Origin of the sequence: Streptomyces agglomeratus (assembly GCF_001746415.1) — a bacterium.
GTDB classification, from domain to species: Bacteria; Actinomycetota; Actinomycetes; order Streptomycetales; family Streptomycetaceae; genus Streptomyces; species Streptomyces agglomeratus.
Window position 1 is genome coordinate 2,792,551 of the sequence record NZ_MEHJ01000001.1, and the last position, 18,259, is coordinate 2,810,809.

Genomic DNA, 18,259 nt, shown 5'->3' on the forward strand with positions numbered 1-18,259 from the left:
CGGGGCAATGGAGCAGACACACACCAGCCACAACGGCCTCGCGGCCACTCCGGGCGCCCAGCGCCGGGTGCTGGTCGTCGAGGACGACGCGACCATCGTCGACGCCATTGCCGCGCGACTTCGCGCCGAGGGCTTTCAGGTGCAGACGGCCGTCGACGGACCGGCGGCGGTGGACGCCGCCGAGGCGTGGCAGCCGGACCTGATGGTTCTCGACATCATGCTGCCGGGCTTCGACGGCCTGGAGGTCTGCCGGCGCGTGCAGGCGCAGCGGCCGGTACCGGTCCTGATGCTGACGGCACGCGACGACGAGACCGACATGCTGGTCGGGCTCGGTGTCGGCGCCGACGACTACATGACCAAGCCGTTCTCCATGCGTGAGCTGGCCGCCCGGGTGCACGTCCTGCTGCGCCGCGTCGAGCGGGCGACCCTCGCCGCCTCGACGCCCCGCAGCGGCATCCTCCGCCTGGGCGAACTGGAGATCGACCACGCGCAGCGCCGTGTGCGGGTGCGCGGTGACGACGTACACCTGACGCCGACCGAGTTCGACCTGCTGGTCTGCCTGGCGAACACGCCGCGGGCCGTGCTCTCGCGCGAGCAGCTGCTCGCCGAGGTGTGGGACTGGGCGGACGCTTCGGGAACCAGGACCGTCGACAGCCACATCAAGGCGCTGCGCCGCAAGATCGGCGCCGAGCGGATCCGTACCGTGCACGGCGTGGGCTACGCGCTGGAGACACCACCCGCATGACCGGGCCGGCGAGCCGGTCGGGCAGCCGGCCGGGGAACAGACCAGGGAACAGGCTGTTGATCAGGCTGATGCACAAGCTGTGGAACCGGCCGAGGAGCGGACCGGAGAACCGGCCCGGCAGCAGGCTGCGGCCCTTCTCGATCAAGACCAAGCTCGGCACCCTCGTCGTCGTCTCGGTCTTCATCACCACCGGTCTGATCCTCGTCGCCCTGCGCACCAAGACCGAGCTGCGCTTCATCACGGTCTTCTCGGTCATCGCCTCGATGCTGATCACCCAGTTCGTGGCGCACAGCCTGACCTCCCCGCTGGACGAGATGACGACGGTGGCCAAGTCCATCGCGCACGGCGACTACACCCGGCGGGTGCGCGGCGCGGGCCGTCGCGACGAGCTGGGCGAGCTGGCGGCCACGATCAACCGCATGGCGGACGATCTGGAGGCCGTGGACCGCCACCGCAAGGAACTGGTCGCCAACGTCTCCCACGAGCTCAGGACCCCCATCGCGGGCCTCAGGGCGGTACTGGAGAACGTCGTGGACGGGGTCTCCGCCGCGGACCCCGAGACGATGCGCACGGCGCTCAAACAGACCGAGCGCCTCGGCCGGCTGGTCGAGACGCTGCTGGACCTCTCCCGCCTCGACAACGGCGTCGTACCGCTCAAGGCCCACCGATTCGAGGTCTGGCCGTATCTCTCGGGCGTGCTCAAGGAGGTCAACGTGATCGCCTCGCAGCGCGGTCTGGCCTCCGGCTCCGGTAGTCATACGCGTACGGACGTCCACCTGCACCTGGACGTCTCGCCGCCCGAGCTGACCGCGCACGCGGACGTCGAGCGCCTGCACCAGGTCGTCGCGAACCTCCTCGACAACGCGGTCAAGCACAGCCCGCCGCACGGGCGCGTCACCGTGCGCGCCCGGCGCGGTGCGCAGCCCGAGAGCCTGGACCTGGAGGTCCTGGACGAGGGGCCGGGCATACCGGAGTCCGAGTGGCACCGGGTCTTCGAGCGATTCAACCGGGGCAGCCTGCCCGCCCCGCACGGTCCGGGCAGCGACGGCGGTACGGGGCTCGGCCTCGCGATCGCGCGCTGGGCGGTGGATCTGCACGGCGGACGCATCGGGGTGGCCGAATCCGTGCGCGGCTGCCGGATCCAGGTCACTCTTCCGGGGAAGCCCGCTACTCGTCAGTTGACGTAGGGTCGAACCGGAAGGACACGTTCTGCGTGTCTTCTCTTGGGGGTTCGGCCCAAAGTGGGCCGTAACCACGGTCCGTCCTGTCCGGACCGCAGCGGATTACACCGGAACCACGCTTGTTTCCCGCCATTCCAGGCGCCGAAACCAGCGCTCCGATGTGACTTACGCGACGGAAGGCCCGCCCGGCCTGCACCTCTCGGCCGGGGAGGCGTAGCCTTTATTTCCGCTGTCCATCACCTTGCGAAGCGGAAGAGGGCGGTTAACGCCGTGTCGTCTCAGTCCCCCAGTAGCCCGAGCGTCTCGACCGACCAAGACGGGCAAGGGAAGAACCCTGCCGCTGCCTTCGGTCCCAATGAGTGGCTCGTCGACGAGATCTACCAGCAGTACCTCCAGGACCCGAATTCGGTCGACCGCGCCTGGTGGGACTTCTTCGCCGACTACAAGCCCGGTTCCACCCCCGCGGCGGAGAAGACCGCCACGCCCGAAGCCGATGACGTGACCGGGGCCGCCGCACAGCCGGCCCAGGCCGCTCCGGCACCCGCCGCGCCCGCCACCCCGGCGACGCCCGCGGCCACCCAGCCCGCCCCCGCCGCGGCGAAGCCCGCCGCCCAGGCCCCGGCCCCCGCCAAGGCCGCTCCGGTCACGGCTCCCGCCGCCAAGCCCGCCTCCGCCCCCGCACCGGCCGCCGCACAGCAGGCCGGCGCGAAGGCCAAGGCCGAGCCGAAGGCGGACGCCGCCAAGGAGGTCCCCGAGGGTCCCGAGTACGTGACGCTGCGCGGCCCCTCCGCCGCCGTCGCCAAGAACATGAACGCCTCGCTGGAGCTGCCCACGGCCACGTCCGTGCGCGCCGTCCCGGTGAAGCTGCTGTTCGACAACCGCATCGTCATCAACAACCACCTCAAGCGCGCCCGCGGCGGGAAGGTCTCCTTCACGCACCTCATCGGGTTCGCGATGGTGCAGGCCCTCAAGGCCATGCCGTCGATGAACTACTCCTTCGCGGAGAAGGACGGCAAGCCGACCCTGGTCAAGCCCGCGCACGTCAACCTGGGCCTGGCCATCGACCTGGTCAAGCCCAACGGCGACCGCCAGCTCGTCGTCGCGGCCATCAAGAAGGCCGAGACGCTCAACTTCTTCGAGTTCTGGCAGGCGTACGAGGACATCGTCCGCCGCGCCCGCGCGAACAAGCTGACGATGGACGACTTCACCGGCGTCACCGCGTCGCTGACGAACCCCGGCGGCATCGGCACCGTCCACTCCGTGCCCCGCCTGATGCCCGGACAGGGCCTCATCATGGGCGTCGGCGCGATGGACTACCCGGCCGAGTTCCAGGGCACCTCGCAGGACACCCTGAACAAGCTGGGCATCTCCAAGGTCATGACCCTGACGTCGACGTACGACCACCGGGTCATCCAGGGAGCCGCCTCCGGCGAGTTCCTGCGGATCCTCTCCAACCTGCTCCTGGGCGAGAACGGCTTCTACGACGACATCTTCGAGGCCCTGCGGATCCCGTACGAGCCGGTCCGCTGGCTGAGGGACATCGACGTCTCGCACGACGACGACGTCACCAAGGCCGCCCGCGTCTTCGAGCTGATCCACTCCTACCGGGTCCGCGGCCACGTCATGGCCGACACCGACCCGCTGGAGTACAAGCAGCGCAAGCACCCCGACCTGGACATCAACGAGCACGGCCTCACGCTCTGGGACCTGGAGCGCGAGTTCGCCGTCGGCGGTTTCGCCGGCAAGTCGATGATGAAGCTGCGCGACATCCTCGGTGTGCTCCGCGACTCGTACGTCCGGACCGTCGGCGTCGAGTTCATGCACATCCAGGACCCGAAGCAGCGCAAGTGGATCCAGGACCGCGTGGAGCGCCCGCACGCCAAGCCGGAGCGCGAGGAGCAGCTGCGCATCCTGCGCCGCCTGAACGCCGCCGAGGCGTTCGAGACGTTCCTCCAGACCAAGTACGTCGGCCAGAAGCGCTTCTCCCTGGAGGGCGGCGAGTCCGTCATCCCGCTGCTCGACGCGGTCATCGACTCCGCCGCCGAGTCGCGCCTGGACGAGGTCGTCATCGGCATGGCCCACCGCGGCCGCCTGAACGTCCTCGCGAACATCGTCGGCAAGTCGTACGCGCAGATCTTCCGCGAGTTCGAGGGCAACCTCGACCCGAAGTCGATGCACGGCTCCGGCGACGTGAAGTACCACCTGGGCGCCGAGGGCACCTTCACCGGCCTGGACGGCGAGCAGATCAAGGTCTCGCTCGTCGCGAACCCCTCGCACCTGGAGGCGGTCGACCCGGTCCTGGAGGGTGTCGCCCGCGCCAAGCAGGACGTCATCAACAAGGGCGGTACGGACTTCACCGTCCTGCCCGTCGCGCTCCACGGCGACGCGGCCTTCGCCGGCCAGGGCGTCGTCGCCGAGACGCTGAACATGTCGCAGCTGCGGGGCTACCGCACCGGCGGCACGGTCCACATCGTCATCAACAACCAGGTCGGCTTCACCGCCGCCCCGGAGTCGTCGCGTTCCTCCATGTACGCGACCGACGTGGCCCGCATGATCGAGGCGCCGATCTTCCACGTCAACGGCGACGACCCGGAGGCCGTGGTCCGCGTCGCGCGGCTCGCCTTCGAGTTCCGCCAGGCGTTCAACAAGGACGTCGTGATCGACCTCATCTGCTACCGCCGCCGCGGTCACAACGAGGGCGACAACCCGCAGTTCACCAACCCGCAGATGTACACGCTGATCGACGTGAAGCGCTCGGTGCGCAAGCTCTACACCGAGTCCCTCATCGGTCGCGGCGACATCACGCTGGAAGAGGCGGAGCAGGCGCTCCAGGACTTCCAGGGCCAGCTGGAGAAGGTCTTCGCGGAGGTCCGCGAGGCCACCTCGAACCCGGCTCCCGCCCACACCCCGGAGGTCCAGGCCGAGTTCCCGGTGGCCATCGCCACGGCGGTCTCCCAGGAGGTCGTCAAGCGGATCGCCGAGTCCCAGGTCAACATCCCCGACCGGATCACCGTCCACCCGCGCCTGATGCCGCAGATGCAGCGCCGCGCGGCCTCGGTGGAGGACGGCACGATCGACTGGGGCATGGGCGAGACCCTCGCCATCGGCTCGCTGCTGATGGAGGGCGTCCCGGTCCGGCTGTCCGGCCAGGACACCCGCCGCGGTACGTTCGGCCAGCGCCACGCGGTGCTCGTCGACCAGAACACCGGCGAGGACTACACCCCGCTCCAGTACCTCTCCGACGACCAGGCCCGCTACAACGTCTACGACTCGCTGCTCTCCGAGTACGCGTGCATGGGCTTCGAGTACGGCTACTCGCTCGCCCGGCCCGAGTCGCTGGTCATGTGGGAGGCCCAGTTCGGTGACTTCGTCAACGGCGCGCAGACCGTCGTCGACGAGTTCATCTCCTCGGCCGAACAGAAGTGGGGCCAGACGTCCGGCGTCACGCTCCTGCTTCCGCACGGTTACGAGGGACAGGGCCCGGACCACTCGTCGGCCCGTCCCGAGCGCTTCCTCCAGATGTGCGCCCAGGACAACATGACGGTCGCGATGCCGACCCTGCCGTCGAACTACTTCCACCTGCTGCGCTGGCAGGTCCACAACCCGCACCACAAGCCGCTCATCGTCTTCACCCCGAAGTCGATGCTGCGTCTGAAGGCGGCGTCGTCCAAGGCCGAGGAGTTCACCACCGGCGGCTTCCGCCCGGTGATCGGTGACTCGACCGTGGACCCGGCCGCCGTCCGCAAGGTCGTCTTCTGCGCCGGCAAGGTCTACTACGACCTGGAGGCCGAGCGTCAGAAGCGCGGCACGACGGACACCGCCATCATCCGCCTCGAGCGCCTGTACCCGCTGCCGGGCAAGGAGCTCCAGGAGGAGATCGCGAAGTACCCGAATGCCGAGAAGTACCTGTGGACGCAGGAGGAGCCGGCGAACCAGGGGGCGTGGCCGTTCATCGCGCTCAACCTGATCGACCACCTCGACCTGGCGGTCGGCGCCGACATCCCGCACGGCGAGCGGCTGCGGCGCATCTCGCGTCCGCACGGCTCGTCCCCGGCCGTCGGCTCGGCCAAGCGCCACCAGGCGGAGCAGCAGCAGCTGCTCAACGAGGTCTTCGACGCCTGATCAGAGCCCGTACGCCCGGAGGGCCCGGTACCGCGTCGCCGCGGTACCGGGCCCTCCGGCGTGCGGCCGGGGAAACCCGTCAGCCGAGGTACGCCTCGAAGTCCCAGTACGGGCGGGTCCGCTGACGCGCGGACAGTGTGTGCGGGTGCTGGGCGCCGAGGGTCCGGGTGAGGGTGAGCAGCGCGTCGGCCTCCACCTTCTCGGCCTCCTCGTGCTCCCGCAGGGCCCGCAGATCGGCGGCGAGCGCCGTCTGGCAGGACAGGGTGAGCGGGTGTTCGTCGCCGAGCACCCGGCGGGACCTGCGCAGGGTGTCCCGGCTGAGGTCGGCGGCGTCCGCGACCCTGCCGTTGAAGTTGCGGCCGCCGGAGGCGTTGAGGGCGCAGCCCAGTACCCAGGGGTGGTCGGCCCCGAGGGTGGCGGTCAGGCCCGCGAGCGCCGACTCGAACATGGACATGGCCTCGCTGCGGTCACCGGCCGCCTGCATCACCAGACCGGTGTTGGCGAGCATGCCCGTGGCGACGGGGTGCGCGGGGCCGAGCAGTGCCCGGTATCCGGCCTCCGCCTCGGCGATCAGATCCTTCGCCTTGGCCAGGTCGCCGTGCTCGCGCTGGAAGTTCCCGTAGTCGTTGATGAACGACAGGGTGCTGTAGTGGGTCCTGCCGTGGACCTGCTCCAGCTGTTCCATCAGGCTGTCCATGAGCGGCCCGATGTCCTGCTGGAAGCCGCCTTCGCGCCGCCGGGCGAGCGCCAGGTGCGTGCGCGCGGCCAGGGTCTGCGGGTGCAGCGGGCCGAGCACCTGCACGTGGAGCCGCACCACCGGCTCCTGCCGGGCCACCGAGTCGCGGTACTGGCCCAGCAGCCGCAGCCCGTGGGCCACCGCGTTGCCGGAGTTGAGCGTGGTGATGTGCCGGGTGCGCAGGGCGTTCTGGCGCCTGCTGAGGGTTTCCAGGTCGAGTTCGTACGCCTCCCGGTAGCGCCCGAGCAGGCGCAGTCCGACTCCGAGGTTGTGCCGGGCGTTGAGGGAGGTCAGCTCGTTCTCGCCGAGCAGCCGTTCCTCGTCGGCCAGCACCTGCCGTTGCAGTTCCAGCGCCTCCTGGTAGCGGCCGAGCCTGCGCAGTCCGCTGGCGAGATTGCCATTGATGCTGAGTTCGCCGAGTTCGTTGCGCGGCTCGGCGGCCCGGAGCCGCTGCATCATGGCGCTGTCGAGTTCGTAGCCCTCGCGGAAGCGGCCCGCCGAGCGGAGCAGGTTGCTCTGCTGGGTGGTCAGGTCGAGCATGTTCGGGGCCAGCGGGTCCATGAAGACGGTCCAGTGGTTGCGGATCTTCTCCGCGAGCCGGGTGCCGGCCGTGAACTCGCCGCTGCGCCGGCAGTACTGGAGACAGTTCAGTACGGCGGCCTGCACACGGGCGTTGGAGCTGCTCAGCGCGCCCGACGGCTCCAGGTGCGGCAGCAGCTCGGCGTACTGCGGCCACTGCCTGCTGTCGAGCGGGTTGCCGGGGTCGGCCTCGGCCAGCAGCGTCCGTACGGCCTTGCGGTAGGTCTCGCGGTTCTCGTCGCTGGTGAGCCGGGACACCATGTCGTGGACGAGCCGGTGCATGTGCACGGACTCCTGGTGGGGTCCCATCTCCGTGTTGACGGGGCCGCGGCTCTCGCGGGTGAGCACCGAGTACGTGACGAGGGTGTCCAGTGCCCGCGTCCAGGCGGTCAGGTCGGTGCTCATCCAGCGCAGTTCCTCGGGGAGGTCCGCCTGCGGGTACGCGCGGGCCAGCCCGAGCGGGATCCTGCCCGGGGCGAAGGACGCGCACAGGCTGAGCACTTCGACGGCCTGCGGCTGGGTCCGGCGGAGCCGGTTGATGAGGATCGACCACGAGGTGAGCGAGGAGTGGGGGAACCCGTCCCCGGCGGGCTCCTCGACGGTGGAGAGCCGTCCCTCCCGGACCATGCGCAGGTACTCCGGGACCTCCATCCGGGTCTCGCCGAGGAGGGAGGCGGCCTGGACGAGCGACAGGGGTACGTCGCCGAATTCCGCGGCCACCTCGTCCGCCTGCGCGGAGGTGACGTGCGGGGCCCGGCGCATCAGGTAGCCGGTGGACTCCGCGCGGTCGAAGCTGGGCACGTCGAGTACGTCCGTGTGCTCGCCCCACCCTCTGTTGCGCGAGGTGACGATGGTGTGGCCCGGACCGTGCGGCAGCAGGACGCCCGCGCCGTCGGTGTCGTCCCAGCCGTCGAAGATGACGAGCCAGCGGCTGTACGGTTCGCCGCGCCGCAGGGCGTCGCGCACGGCCCGGATGCGCTCACCGGGCTCGTTGCCGCTGCGCAGCCCGAGTTCCACGGAGAGCTCGCCGAACCGGTCGCGCTGGATGTTGCGGTCGTCGGAGTTGACCCACCAGATGACGTCGTAGTCGGTGCTGAAGCGGTGGGCGTACTCGGCGGCGATCTGGGTCTTGCCGATGCCGGACATGCCGAGCAGGGTGCAGGCGGAGTTGCCGCGTTCGGCTTCCGTCAGCCGCTCCTGGAGCTCGGTGAGGATGTCGTCGCGGCCGGTGAAGCGCCGGTTGCGGCGCGGGACCTCGCCCCAGACCTCGGGCGGGGTGTTGGGGAAGCGGGAGCCGCTCGCCGGGGGCTGGCGGCCCGTGGTGCGCCGGTAGTCGATGCCGAGCCGGCCGAGGAGCCGCTCCTCGGCCTCCTCCTCGCCCGTACTCCAGAGGCTGACGGGTTCCAGGACGGCCGTGGCCGGGGGCAGCTGGCGGTTGGTGAGGTTGACGGCCGCGAACCGGTCGGCGTTGTCCGCGACGTATCCCCGCAGTACGTCGTTCCACTCGCCTGCCGCCCGTGGCCCCAGCTCGAAGAACCAGTCGTTGAGGACGAGCAGCACCCGGCCGGTCGACATCAGGAGATCGCCGAGCGATTCCTCCAGCGGCACCTCGCGCGGCGGGTCCCAGCGCTGGAGCGTGACCCGCCGGCCGTGGAACTCCAGGCGCTGCGCGATCCAGTTGGCCCACGGACGGTGGTAGCCGGGGAAGACCACGAGGAAGCGCTCCGGTCCCCCCTGGCCGTCACGCCCTGCCGCACCGGCGCCGCCCGACCGCCGCTGATCCACCATGTACACGTCTCCCTGTCTTGCGCCCCGTACCAGCACTCGCCGACCGAACGTAACGGTCACTTGACACAGTGTTACCCACAGATCCGCTGAGTCGCTCCGAGGCTCGCGTGGTGCTCTCGCATCTCACCGGCGAACTCCCGGCCCTCTACGGTCAGTTCATCGGATTCCAGCAGTACGGACAAGGCTTCCGCGACGTGTCCGCGATGCAGCTCGAACTGGTGCGCGGCCCGCCGCCGCCAGGCGGGCGGGGAGCCGGCCCCGGTCGCGGCCCGCCGCCACAGGTCCGTGAGCGCCAGATGCGCGTACGCGCCCTGGAGTACGCCCGACACGGGACGCGGGTCGGGGCGCCAGCCGACCGGGTGCAGGTCCTCCCCGCCCGGCCGGTACAGCGGTACGCGTTCGTGGAGGGCGGCGAGCTTCGTGTGATGGGTCTCGTGAACGAGCACCTCGGCGAACTCGTGGGGCCCGGCCGGCGGAGAGGCCAGCAGGCCGCCGGGCGCCGCCCGGAGTGTGGCGCTCGCCGGCTGGTCCTCGCCGCGCCGCGGCGCCGCCGGAGCCAGCGGCACGACGACGCGCTGCACGGCCAGTATCTCGGCGGCCCGCCCCGGGTCCGTCGTGTCGATCAGTTCGAGGGAACGCCGCCAGAGGTGCGCCCAGAAGTCGTGGCTGACACCGTCCCGTTCGGCCACGGGCGGGGCGGAGCTGCCCGGGATCCGGGGCGGGACCCGGTACGGGTGCAGGTCGTCGAGGACGGCGGTGGTGCCGGGCAGGGTGCGCAGGCCCGACCAGCCGGGTCCGCCGCCCAGGAGTCCGGCGCGGCCACCGGTGCCCCGCCGCAGCAGGGCGAACGTACGACCGCCTCCGGTGATGCGTACGCACCTGCCGCGGGCGTGCAGGGTCGCCCGGTGGGCGGGGCAGCGCAGGGAGCCCAGGCCGGGCAGGGGGAGCCGCCCGCCGGGTGCGTCGAGGGTCAGGCGCAGGTCGCAGCCGGCGCGCAGAGCCGCGGTGACGGCTATGGAGCCGAAGTGTGCGAGGTGCCGGTCCAGCAGGGGGCCCGCGGGTGCCGTGAGGGACTCGGCCAGCCAGGCGCCGGTCAGCGGGTAGTCGACGACCGCGCGGACCTCGGCGGGGTCGCGCAGTTCCGCGTGCTCCAGCAGCCGCCAGTGCCTGGCGAAGCGTTCCCGTACCGCCGGGTCGACGGGGGCCGGCTGCCGGTCGAGGCGTACCAGCAACGACTTGAGCAGCAGGAGCCGGCGGGCGTGCAGACCGGCCTTCAGTGCGGCGGTGGCGGCCGGGGCGGGCCGGGTGCGGGCCAGCCGGCCGAACACGGCGGCGGGGATCGGGGTCATGGGCATCCCGGCTCCTCCCTTCCTGCCGTCGTCCAGGGCTGGTCCCTCCGACCGGTTGGCCGTGCCACCGATCTGACCGGAAAGCGACTGCGTTCAGCCTCTGGTCGAGTCCTCCCCCGCCCACCACGACTCGGCGAGCTCCCGGGTGCGGTGCAGCACCTCGTCGACCGCACGCCGGACCTCCGGGTCGTCCATGACACGTAAAGTCCGCAGGTCGGCGTCGGTGAGGTCGGGTACGGCCGGAGGGGGCCCGGCGTCCTGCCCCGGGCCGGCAACCGCGGTGTTCCAGTGCGACACGCTTGACTCCTCCCTGCCGGCACCCGTCCCGCACGGCCGCAGCGGCTGCCCAGTTCTTCCCGACAGCGGGGAAACAGAAACATGTTCGACTTCACTCCGGTCAACCGGCCTTCGCCCCGGTGAACGGCCACCAGGGGGGCGCCGGGCGGCGCCGGTCCGCCTCCTCCGGACTCTGATCGTCAGCCCGGGCTCCGGCTCCCCGGCGCCGCTCCGTCAGCCGCTCGATCCGCTCTCGCGGCGCCGCGGCCTCCGCCCAGTCCACCTCGACCAGGGAGGAGATCAACCGCTGCCACCGCTCGTGCGCACGCTCGAACGACCTGCGGGCGGCCCCGGTACGGCCCATGAGTTCCAGCACACAGCCCTGCGCGTACACGGCCCGTGCCGCTGTCCGGGAGCCCGGCCGGGTCCCGTGCGCACCGTCGGCGTCGCGCTGAGCGCTCTCGTACGCCTGGAGGGCGTCCGACAGAAGCGTCGCGGCCGATACGCGGGCGAGTTCCAGCCGCGCGCGGCCGACCACCAGCCACGCCTCGGCCCGTACGCCGGTGTCCGTCAGCCGCTTCGCGGCCTCCTCCAGCAGGTGGCGGCCCTCGTACAGGTCCGGCAGGAAACCGACCCGCTGGAAGCGGAGCGCCAGCGCGCTGCCGAGCAGCAGGTGCAGCCTGCTGCGGGACGCGGAGCGGGCGGGCATCCCGGCGAGCGCCTCGCGCAGGACGCTTTCCGCCCGGCCCACGGTGTCCTCGCCGGCCGTGTCCGGTTCGGCGGCGGCGCGGCGCAGCAGCGACTCGCCCCATTCGGTGAGGAGTTCGCAGCGCCGGGTGCTGTCGGGCGGTGCGAGGCCGGAGGCACTCTCGTACGCACGGTCGGCTGACGCGGGGTCGCCCGCCGCGTCGTGCAGCCGGGCCTGGGCGGTCAGGCAGCGCAGCCGCAGCGCCGGGTCCTCGCCGGCGGCCCGCGCGGCGCGGGCCAGGACCTCGGCGATGCCGGCGTGCGGGGCGTCCGCGGCGCGCAGGGCCTCGGCGAGGTCGAGGAGGGCGGGGCAGCGGAGGCTGTCGGGGGCGTCTTCGGCGTCCAGCATGTCGCACCCCGAACGGAGTTCACGTACGGCCTCTTCGGCCCGGTGCAGGGCGAGCAGCAGCCGCCCCCGGCGCAGCCGCAGCGTCCGGCGGGACGCGGCCAGCCAGAGGCCGGGGTCTCCCGCGAGCGCGTCCAGGCCCGCGGCGAGGTGCTGGTCGTCGCGCGTCTCGCGCCACAGGGCGTGGTGCGCGGCGGCGAGTTCCAGGCAGGCGTCGGCACGGGCCGGGCTGCCATCCGGCGCGCGGTCGCGGGCCTCGGCGAGGGTACGGGCCGCGCGCAGCAGCAGTTCACGGCCGCGCTCCGAGCCGCGCACAGCCGGAGCCCCCGCCTCCGCGAGCAGCACCCGGCCCAGCACCAGCCCGGCCCGCGCCGCGCCGGTCCCGTGGTCGGGCGCCCTGTCCGGTCCGGGGCCGCCGGGGGCCGGGCCACCGGCCCGCAGCGCCGCCTCGGCGCGTTCGCGGGCGCGGCGGAGCAGCGAGGGGTCGGCCTGGGAGCGCCACTGGCCCAGGAGGCGCTCGGCCTCGGCCAGCGGTACGGGGGTGATGAGGTCGGGCAGGTAGAAGCGCAGCACCCGGGCGGGGATCTCGGCGAACAGCTCGGGCTCGGCGCCGGTTCCCTCGTCCTCCCCCGCGCCCCCGTCCGCGCCCGGCCCCCAGGGAAGTCCGGGGTCCGTGGCGGCGCCGAGCTCGGAGAGCCTGGCCGCGGCCAGCGCCGAGAAGTTGCGGGCCCCCTTGCCGAAGTGCCGCTCGACGTACGAAGAGCAGTGCTTGAGCACGAGGGCGGCGGCGTCCTGCCCCAGCGAGTTCAGCAGCAGCTCCTGCACCCCGTCCGCGTACACGTAGCAGGGCGTCCCCGATCCCGGTTCCGTTCCGGGCAGCTGCCTGAGCAGCCCGCCGAGCAGCACTTCGGCGAGTTCCATCGGGCCGGTGTCGGGCAGCATCGCCCGCTGCACGAGCTGCATCACGGGCAGGGTCAGGGGCGCGGCCGCGAGGTGGACGGCGAGCCGGACACCGCCGCGTGAGGCGTTGGCCCGGAAGGCGCGCAGCAGTTCGTCGGCGCTGCGGCCGGGCTCGGGAGCGGGCTCCGCGGCGGGCGGGGCGAGTTCCTGGGCGAGGACGTCCGCCGGCCCGTGGGCGTCGGTCCAGGCCGCCCAGCCACGCACCGTACTGCCGCCGTGGTCGGACAGCAGCCGCGCCCACGAGCCGAACGCCTCGGGCGTGGGCGGCAGTACGGGCACGGGCCTGGCCGTGGCCTCCAGCGGCTCCCACGGTTCCTCGTCGGGGACGAAGGCCGTACGGCCGCCGGAACCCGCCGCCCGCACCAGCAGCCCCGGTTCGGCGGGCAGCGCCGTACGGGCCCACAGGCGGGGCGGCAGCGGCTGGACGACGGCCAGCGGGGAGCTGCGCGGCCACTGGTGGATGAGCCGCTGCGCCCGGCCCTGCTGCCACAGCGGGCCGACGCAGTCGCTGACGACGAGGGTGAGCCTGCGGCCCGTCGGGTCGTGGAACTGGTCGGCGGGGCGCAGCCGGGTATGCCCGCCGGGGCCGGTCGTGGTGCCGATGAGGGGCGCGCCGCCGTCCCCGGCGTCGTACAGCTGATGGACCTGTACGTCGCGGAAGACCCCGGACTGCTGGCACGCCTGCCGCAGTTCCTCGACCATCCGCTCCCAGACGGCCATCGCGGGCCCGGCGTCCATGAGCAGCTGGATGTCCACGCTGCGGCGTTCGGAGGGGCGCAGCACGGGGCACAGCACGCCGGTCATGGCGCTGCGTTCGGCCGTGGCGTCCTCGTCGAGGCGCCCGCCGGCCGCCGGCCGGGCCGCGGTGGTCGTGTAGTGGCGCAGGGGCCGCAGGGCGCGTTGCAGGCCGAGCAGCCCGGGCAGCGCGGCGGCCGCGGGGGCGCGTACCGGGAAGCCCGGCCGGGCGGCCCCGGCCGCGGCCCGGGGGCCACCGGGGCCGTCGCCGCCCCCGCCGCCGGGTGCGTAGAGCGACACGGGACCGGACGCCGGGGACGGGCCGGGGTCGTCCGCGCCGGTGCCGGCGCCGGGACGGCCGGGCGGTGCGGTCGTCCGGCCCTCCCGGCCGGACCGGCCGCCGCCGGTGTCCTCGCCCGGCTCCCGGGGGTCGCCGGAGGCGCCCGTCGGCGTACGGTCCGACGGAAGCCACTGAGCCAGCCAGACGGCGTCCGCGACCTCCTCGGCCGTGGGGTCGAGGCCGCCGCTCCTCAGCCTGCCGACAAGTTCCCCCAGGTCCATCCGGCACTCACCTCGGGCGGTCGAGTGGTCGCATGAGCATTTCGGCGATGCGTTCGCGCGTGACGCGCTCCGCGCGAGGGGCGTGCTGGGTGAGGTAGAGGGCGTTGAGCAGCTGGTCGGCGGCGATGATCTCGCCGGGTTCGCGGCCGAGGAAGCGTTCGATCAGGTCCCGTCCCTCGGTCGCCGCCTCACTTCCGAGGTGCGCCTCGACCATGGCGGTGAGCTGCTCCTCGCCGGGCGGTTCAAGCTCCAGCTGGATGCAGCGGCGCAGCAGCGCGGCGGGGAAGTCCCGCTCGCCGTTGGAGGTGAGGACGATGAACGGGAAGGTCGTGCAGCGGACCCGGCCGCCGCGCACCGGCACCTTGCGGCCGTCGTCGGTCAGGACGTCGACGACCGGCTCGCGGTCGGCGATCCGCTCCAGCTCGGGGATGGCGAACTCGCCTTCCTCCAGGGCGTTCAGCAGGTCGTTCGGCAGGTCGAGGTCGCTCTTGTCGAGCTCGTCGACGAGCAGCACACGCGGCTGCTCGGACGGCAGCAGCGCGGTGCCGAGCGGTCCGAGGCGTACGTACGAGCCGATGCTCGACGCCGCCGCCGACGGCCCCGCGCCCTGCGCCCGCTCCAGCTGTACGTCCTGGAGGCGGCCGATGGCGTCGTAGCGGTAGAGCCCGTCCTGGAGAACGGAGCGGCTGACGATGGGCCAGCGCAGCACGCGCCCGAGGCCGAGCTCGTGGGCGACGGCCTGCGCCAGAGTCGACTTCCCGGTGCCCGGGTTGCCGGTCACCAGCAACGGCCGGCGCAGGTACAGGGCCGCGTTGACCGCGTCGACCTCGGCGGGTCTGGGGTGGTGGTTCTCCACCAGCCGGCGCTGGACGCCGAGCCTGCGGGCCGCGCTCGGGTCGGTGGCCGCGGGGTCCGTGGAGCCGCTGCCGTCGGTGTCCTGGCCCACGGAGGCGAAATCACGCCACGGGGGCGGGCCGGGTAACCGCTGCACTCCGTCGTGCGGCAGCCCCGCGCCGCGATAGATCCGCCAGTCTGTCACTGATTTTCACCTCGCGGGTAGGTGGGGACGGGAGCCGGCCCGGCGGTCCGGGGGGCTGACGTTACCGTTCAACTCCCTTTCTGCCGACCCCGGTTCAGGGCCGGTTGCCGGGTTTCGGCCGGGCCCGCCCGCCCGTGCCTGACGGGCCGTCATGTGCCGGGCCCGGACAGCGGCGGCGGAACCTGGAGCGGCACGCCGTCGTACGGCGGACGGTCGGGCGGATCGAAGAGTACGGCGACGGAGTCGGCCCAGGCCGCCTCCGCCACCGTGTCGGGTGTCGCGTCGGGGTCCATCGAAATGATGCGCAGGGAACGTATGTGCCGGTGCAGGCCGTCCACGCCGTCGGCGCGCACCAGCAGTTCGTCGGCGCGCGCGTGGAACTCCCGGCAGTCGCCGTGCTCCCGGCCGCATCTGCGCCACAGCGCCAGCGGATGCCCGGCCGCGAGCGCGGCGGCCATCGCGTCGAACCCGTCGCCGCTGCCGACCGGTCCGCAGTACACGGGCACGGTGCCGTCCTCGGCGTCGGACAGCCTGGCGTACGCGGCCCTGCGGGACTCCCGGCGGGCGCCTGGGCCGTGCCCCGACGCGGGCACCTCGCCGCGCAGCGGCACGACGGTGAGCGGCCCCCGCACGGCGGCCTTCCACCGCCGGCGCCATTCGGGGCTCGCCGGGCGGTCGCGGCGCCTGCGGTCCCGTATGACGACGATACGGCGCTCCCCCAGCGCCATGCTGTGCTCGTCGAAGAGATCGTCCTCGGGGGAGAGCCGCCAGGTGTCGAGGGGCTCGTCGAACAGTTCGCGCGGCAACAGGGCCTCGACCGCCGCCAGATGCTCCCCGCTGTCGCCCCGGCGCAGGGCGTCCGCGAGCGGTTCGCGGAGCGTCTCGCGCAGCTCGGCGCGGGGCACCCCGCGGTCGTCCCCGGAGAGCGGGCTGACGGTCCGCCCCTCGTAGAGGAGCTTGACGCGCCACGGGTAGCGGTCGCCGTAGTGCACCGGGTCGATCTCCACGAGTACGTCCGCCCGCGCCTGCCCGGCCGGGCGCTCCCGTACGAAGCCGGACCCGAACGCCGGTGCTGGAGCCTCCGTTTCCGGCAGCTCCAGCACCTGTGCGATCTCCTCGCGGATGGCCTGGTGCGCGGACTCGCCCTGCGTGGTGATCCACTCGGCGAGCTCCCCGAGCGCGGCGCACTGGGGCCCGTCGGAACGGCCCCGGCCCTGCCCGGCGAGATGCCTGACGACTTTGGCGGCGTACAGCAGCACCGCGTCGACGTCGAGATCGTGTCCGCTCTCCTGGCCGCGCAGGTCGTGCAGCAGGCCGACGCCGTCGCGCCAGGTGCGCGGGTCGTGCTCGATGGGTGACTGGTAATCGCTGTGCAGGACACGGCGCTTGACGTCGTCGACGAGGACCATGACCTCGCCGGGCCCGGTGGGCGGCGACAGCTCGGCGAACCGGCCGAAGAGGTGGGCGCGCGCGGCGGGCAGGAACCCGGGGGCGCCCTTGCGCCGCCGGTCGGCCTGCGCCCGCACCCAGCCGCCGGGGGCCGCGGTGCTGCGGAAGCGGCGCAGGTGGTGGCGGTCGTGCTCGCGCAGGACGGTGTGCAGAATCTCGCCGCCCCGCAGGTCGTGCAGTTCACGCAGGGCGGTGATGGGTACGGCGGCGCCCTCGTGCTCCCCGCGCCCCTTGTTCATGCCGATGACGGCGCCGTGCCTCAGGTCGACGACGGGCCCGCCCGAGCAGCCCTCGACGGGCAGACTGCCGCGCAGCAGCAGCGCCTTGCCGTCGGTGGCGTGCGCCTTGCCGACGCCGTGCCGTATGCCGAGGTCGCCGGTCTCCCTGGACCAGCCGTGCAGGCTCACGTCGGCGGGGATGGCGGGGGGCCGCTCGCTGAGCCAGACGCAGGCGGCGTCCTGGGCGTCGGGGACCCGGACCAGGGCGATGTCGGGGAACTCCCAGCGGTACGGGGGCTCTTCGGGGTCGGCGGGCCGGGGCTTGGCGAGGACCACTTCGCCCGTGGTCGTACCGCCCTGCCAGGTGATGCCGAGTGCGCGCTCACCCCTCCACACGCCGGCCGCCCCCTTCCCCACCACATGGGCACAGGTCAGCACCCAGCCGGGGGCGATGAAGAAACCACTGCCCCAGTAGCGGGCGCCGTGCGGGTCATACCCGCCTCCGGGCGCGGCAATGCGTACGAGCGAGGGGCGCACGATCTCGTCGAAGACGTTCACGGCGCGCTCATACCGCGCCGCGGGCCGAAGGACCGGGGCCGGACCCCGGCCCGGCGGCCGGGTCCGCGACCGGTTGCGCCCCCGGAGCCCCGGGCGGTCCGGCGGCCGGTGGCGCCGCCGGGTCGGCGGCCGGATCGCCGGGCGGCCCTGCGACCGGTTCGGTCCACGTGAGGGAGACCGAGACGGACGCCCTGCCGCCGCCGTCGGCGAGAACGCCGATCACCTTGCCGGACTGGGCCGACAGTTCGATGCCGAAGGTCACCGCGACCTGGACGGGCGCGGTGGGGTCCAGCCCGGCGCGCAGCGACCGCACCACGCCCTGGACGACATCGGTCAGTCCGCCCGCCATGGAGACGACCCGGTCACCGATCCCGGTGTCCCGGTAGCCGCCGCCCCGTTCGAGCTCCTGCGCCTCGCTGACACGTGCCCAGACGACGGTCCCGTCGTCGAGCCGAACCTGTGCGATCCCATTGGCCACAGCGTCCCCCGCTCCCCCACGCGATGAATGGTGAAGGTTAATCGCTGCTGGGTACGAGCGCGAGGGACTCGGCGATCAGTGCCTATCCTGGCTGGGAACAACCGCTGTCCACCCCTGTCCCACCCCACGGAGCAACACCTTGTACTTCACCGATCGCGGCATCGAGGAGCTGGAGAAGCGGCGCGGCGAGGAGGAAGTCACCTTCGAGTGGCTCGCCGAGCAGCTGCGTACGTTCGTCGACCTCAACCCGGACTTCGAGGTTCCGGTCGAGCGCCTCGCGACCTGGCTGGCCCGTCTGGACGACGAGGACGACGAGGACGAGTAACACCCCTGCGCCCGGGGGCGGCGCACCACGGGCGCAGGGGCGCGAGGCCGGGCACAGACGCGGGCAC

Annotated in this window: 10 protein-coding genes; 4 read left to right on the top strand and 6 right to left on the bottom strand. The window is 72.8% G+C overall.

The genetic code is table 11. The features are described from left to right. The first annotated feature begins 7 nt into the window (after positions 1-7). The 3 genes from AS594_RS11695 to AS594_RS11705 all read left to right on the top strand — a co-directional run bounded on the left by AS594_RS11695 (position 8) and on the right by AS594_RS11705 (position 6,048). Complete coding sequence (locus tag AS594_RS11695) at positions 8-745, top strand: response regulator transcription factor (RefSeq protein WP_069926973.1); 738 nt, start codon at positions 8-10, stop codon at positions 743-745. A gap of 68 nt (positions 746-813) precedes the next feature. After that, positions 814-1,932, top strand: a complete 1,119-nt coding sequence (locus AS594_RS11700; RefSeq protein WP_069930454.1) for a HAMP domain-containing sensor histidine kinase — start codon at positions 814-816, stop codon at positions 1,930-1,932. A 264-nt stretch (positions 1,933-2,196) separates the two neighbouring features. After that, positions 2,197-6,048 (top strand): multifunctional oxoglutarate decarboxylase/oxoglutarate dehydrogenase thiamine pyrophosphate-binding subunit/dihydrolipoyllysine-residue succinyltransferase subunit, encoded by a 3,852-nt coding sequence (locus AS594_RS11705; protein WP_069926974.1) that lies wholly within the window; start codon positions 2,197-2,199, stop codon positions 6,046-6,048. 79 nt (positions 6,049-6,127) lie between these two features. On the opposite strand, the gene fxsT is transcribed toward AS594_RS11705, so the two are convergent. The 6 genes from fxsT to AS594_RS11740 form a co-directional block, all read right to left on the bottom strand. Continuing rightward, positions 6,128-9,151 carry an FxSxx-COOH system tetratricopeptide repeat protein gene (gene fxsT, locus AS594_RS11710; protein WP_069935084.1) on the bottom strand — a complete coding sequence of 1,008 codons (3,024 nt, stop codon included), beginning with the start codon at positions 9,149-9,151 and terminating at the stop codon, positions 6,128-6,130. A gap of 71 nt (positions 9,152-9,222) precedes the next feature. Further along, entirely contained in the window at positions 9,223-10,500 is a 1,278-nt protein-coding gene (locus tag AS594_RS11715; RefSeq protein WP_240508989.1) for an aKG-HExxH-type peptide beta-hydroxylase, read from the bottom strand. 397 nt (positions 10,501-10,897) lie between these two features. Continuing rightward, entirely contained in the window at positions 10,898-14,125 is a 3,228-nt protein-coding gene (locus AS594_RS11725) for an SAV_2336 N-terminal domain-related protein (RefSeq protein WP_069933003.1), read from the bottom strand. Between the two features lie 7 nt (positions 14,126-14,132). Beyond that, positions 14,133-15,164 (bottom strand): AAA family ATPase, encoded by a 1,032-nt coding sequence (locus AS594_RS11730; protein WP_069926979.1) that lies wholly within the window; start codon positions 15,162-15,164, stop codon positions 14,133-14,135. A 149-nt stretch (positions 15,165-15,313) separates the two neighbouring features. Further along, the gene (locus AS594_RS11735) at positions 15,314-17,389 is read right to left on the bottom strand and encodes a VMAP-C domain-containing protein (RefSeq protein ID WP_069926980.1); all 2,076 of its coding nucleotides are present in this window, start codon (positions 17,387-17,389) and stop codon (positions 15,314-15,316) included. A 7-nt stretch (positions 17,390-17,396) separates the two neighbouring features. Beyond that, positions 17,397-17,867, bottom strand: coding sequence for a CU044_2847 family protein (locus AS594_RS11740; protein ID WP_069926981.1), 471 nt, complete (start codon positions 17,865-17,867; stop codon positions 17,397-17,399). Positions 17,868-18,006: 139 nt separating this feature from the next. On the opposite strand from AS594_RS11740, the gene AS594_RS11745 reads away from it, so the two are divergent. Then, positions 18,007-18,192 carry a DUF6104 family protein gene (locus AS594_RS11745; RefSeq protein ID WP_010061466.1) on the top strand — a complete coding sequence of 62 codons (186 nt, stop codon included), beginning with the start codon at positions 18,007-18,009 and terminating at the stop codon, positions 18,190-18,192. The last annotated feature ends 67 nt before the right edge of the window (positions 18,193-18,259 follow it).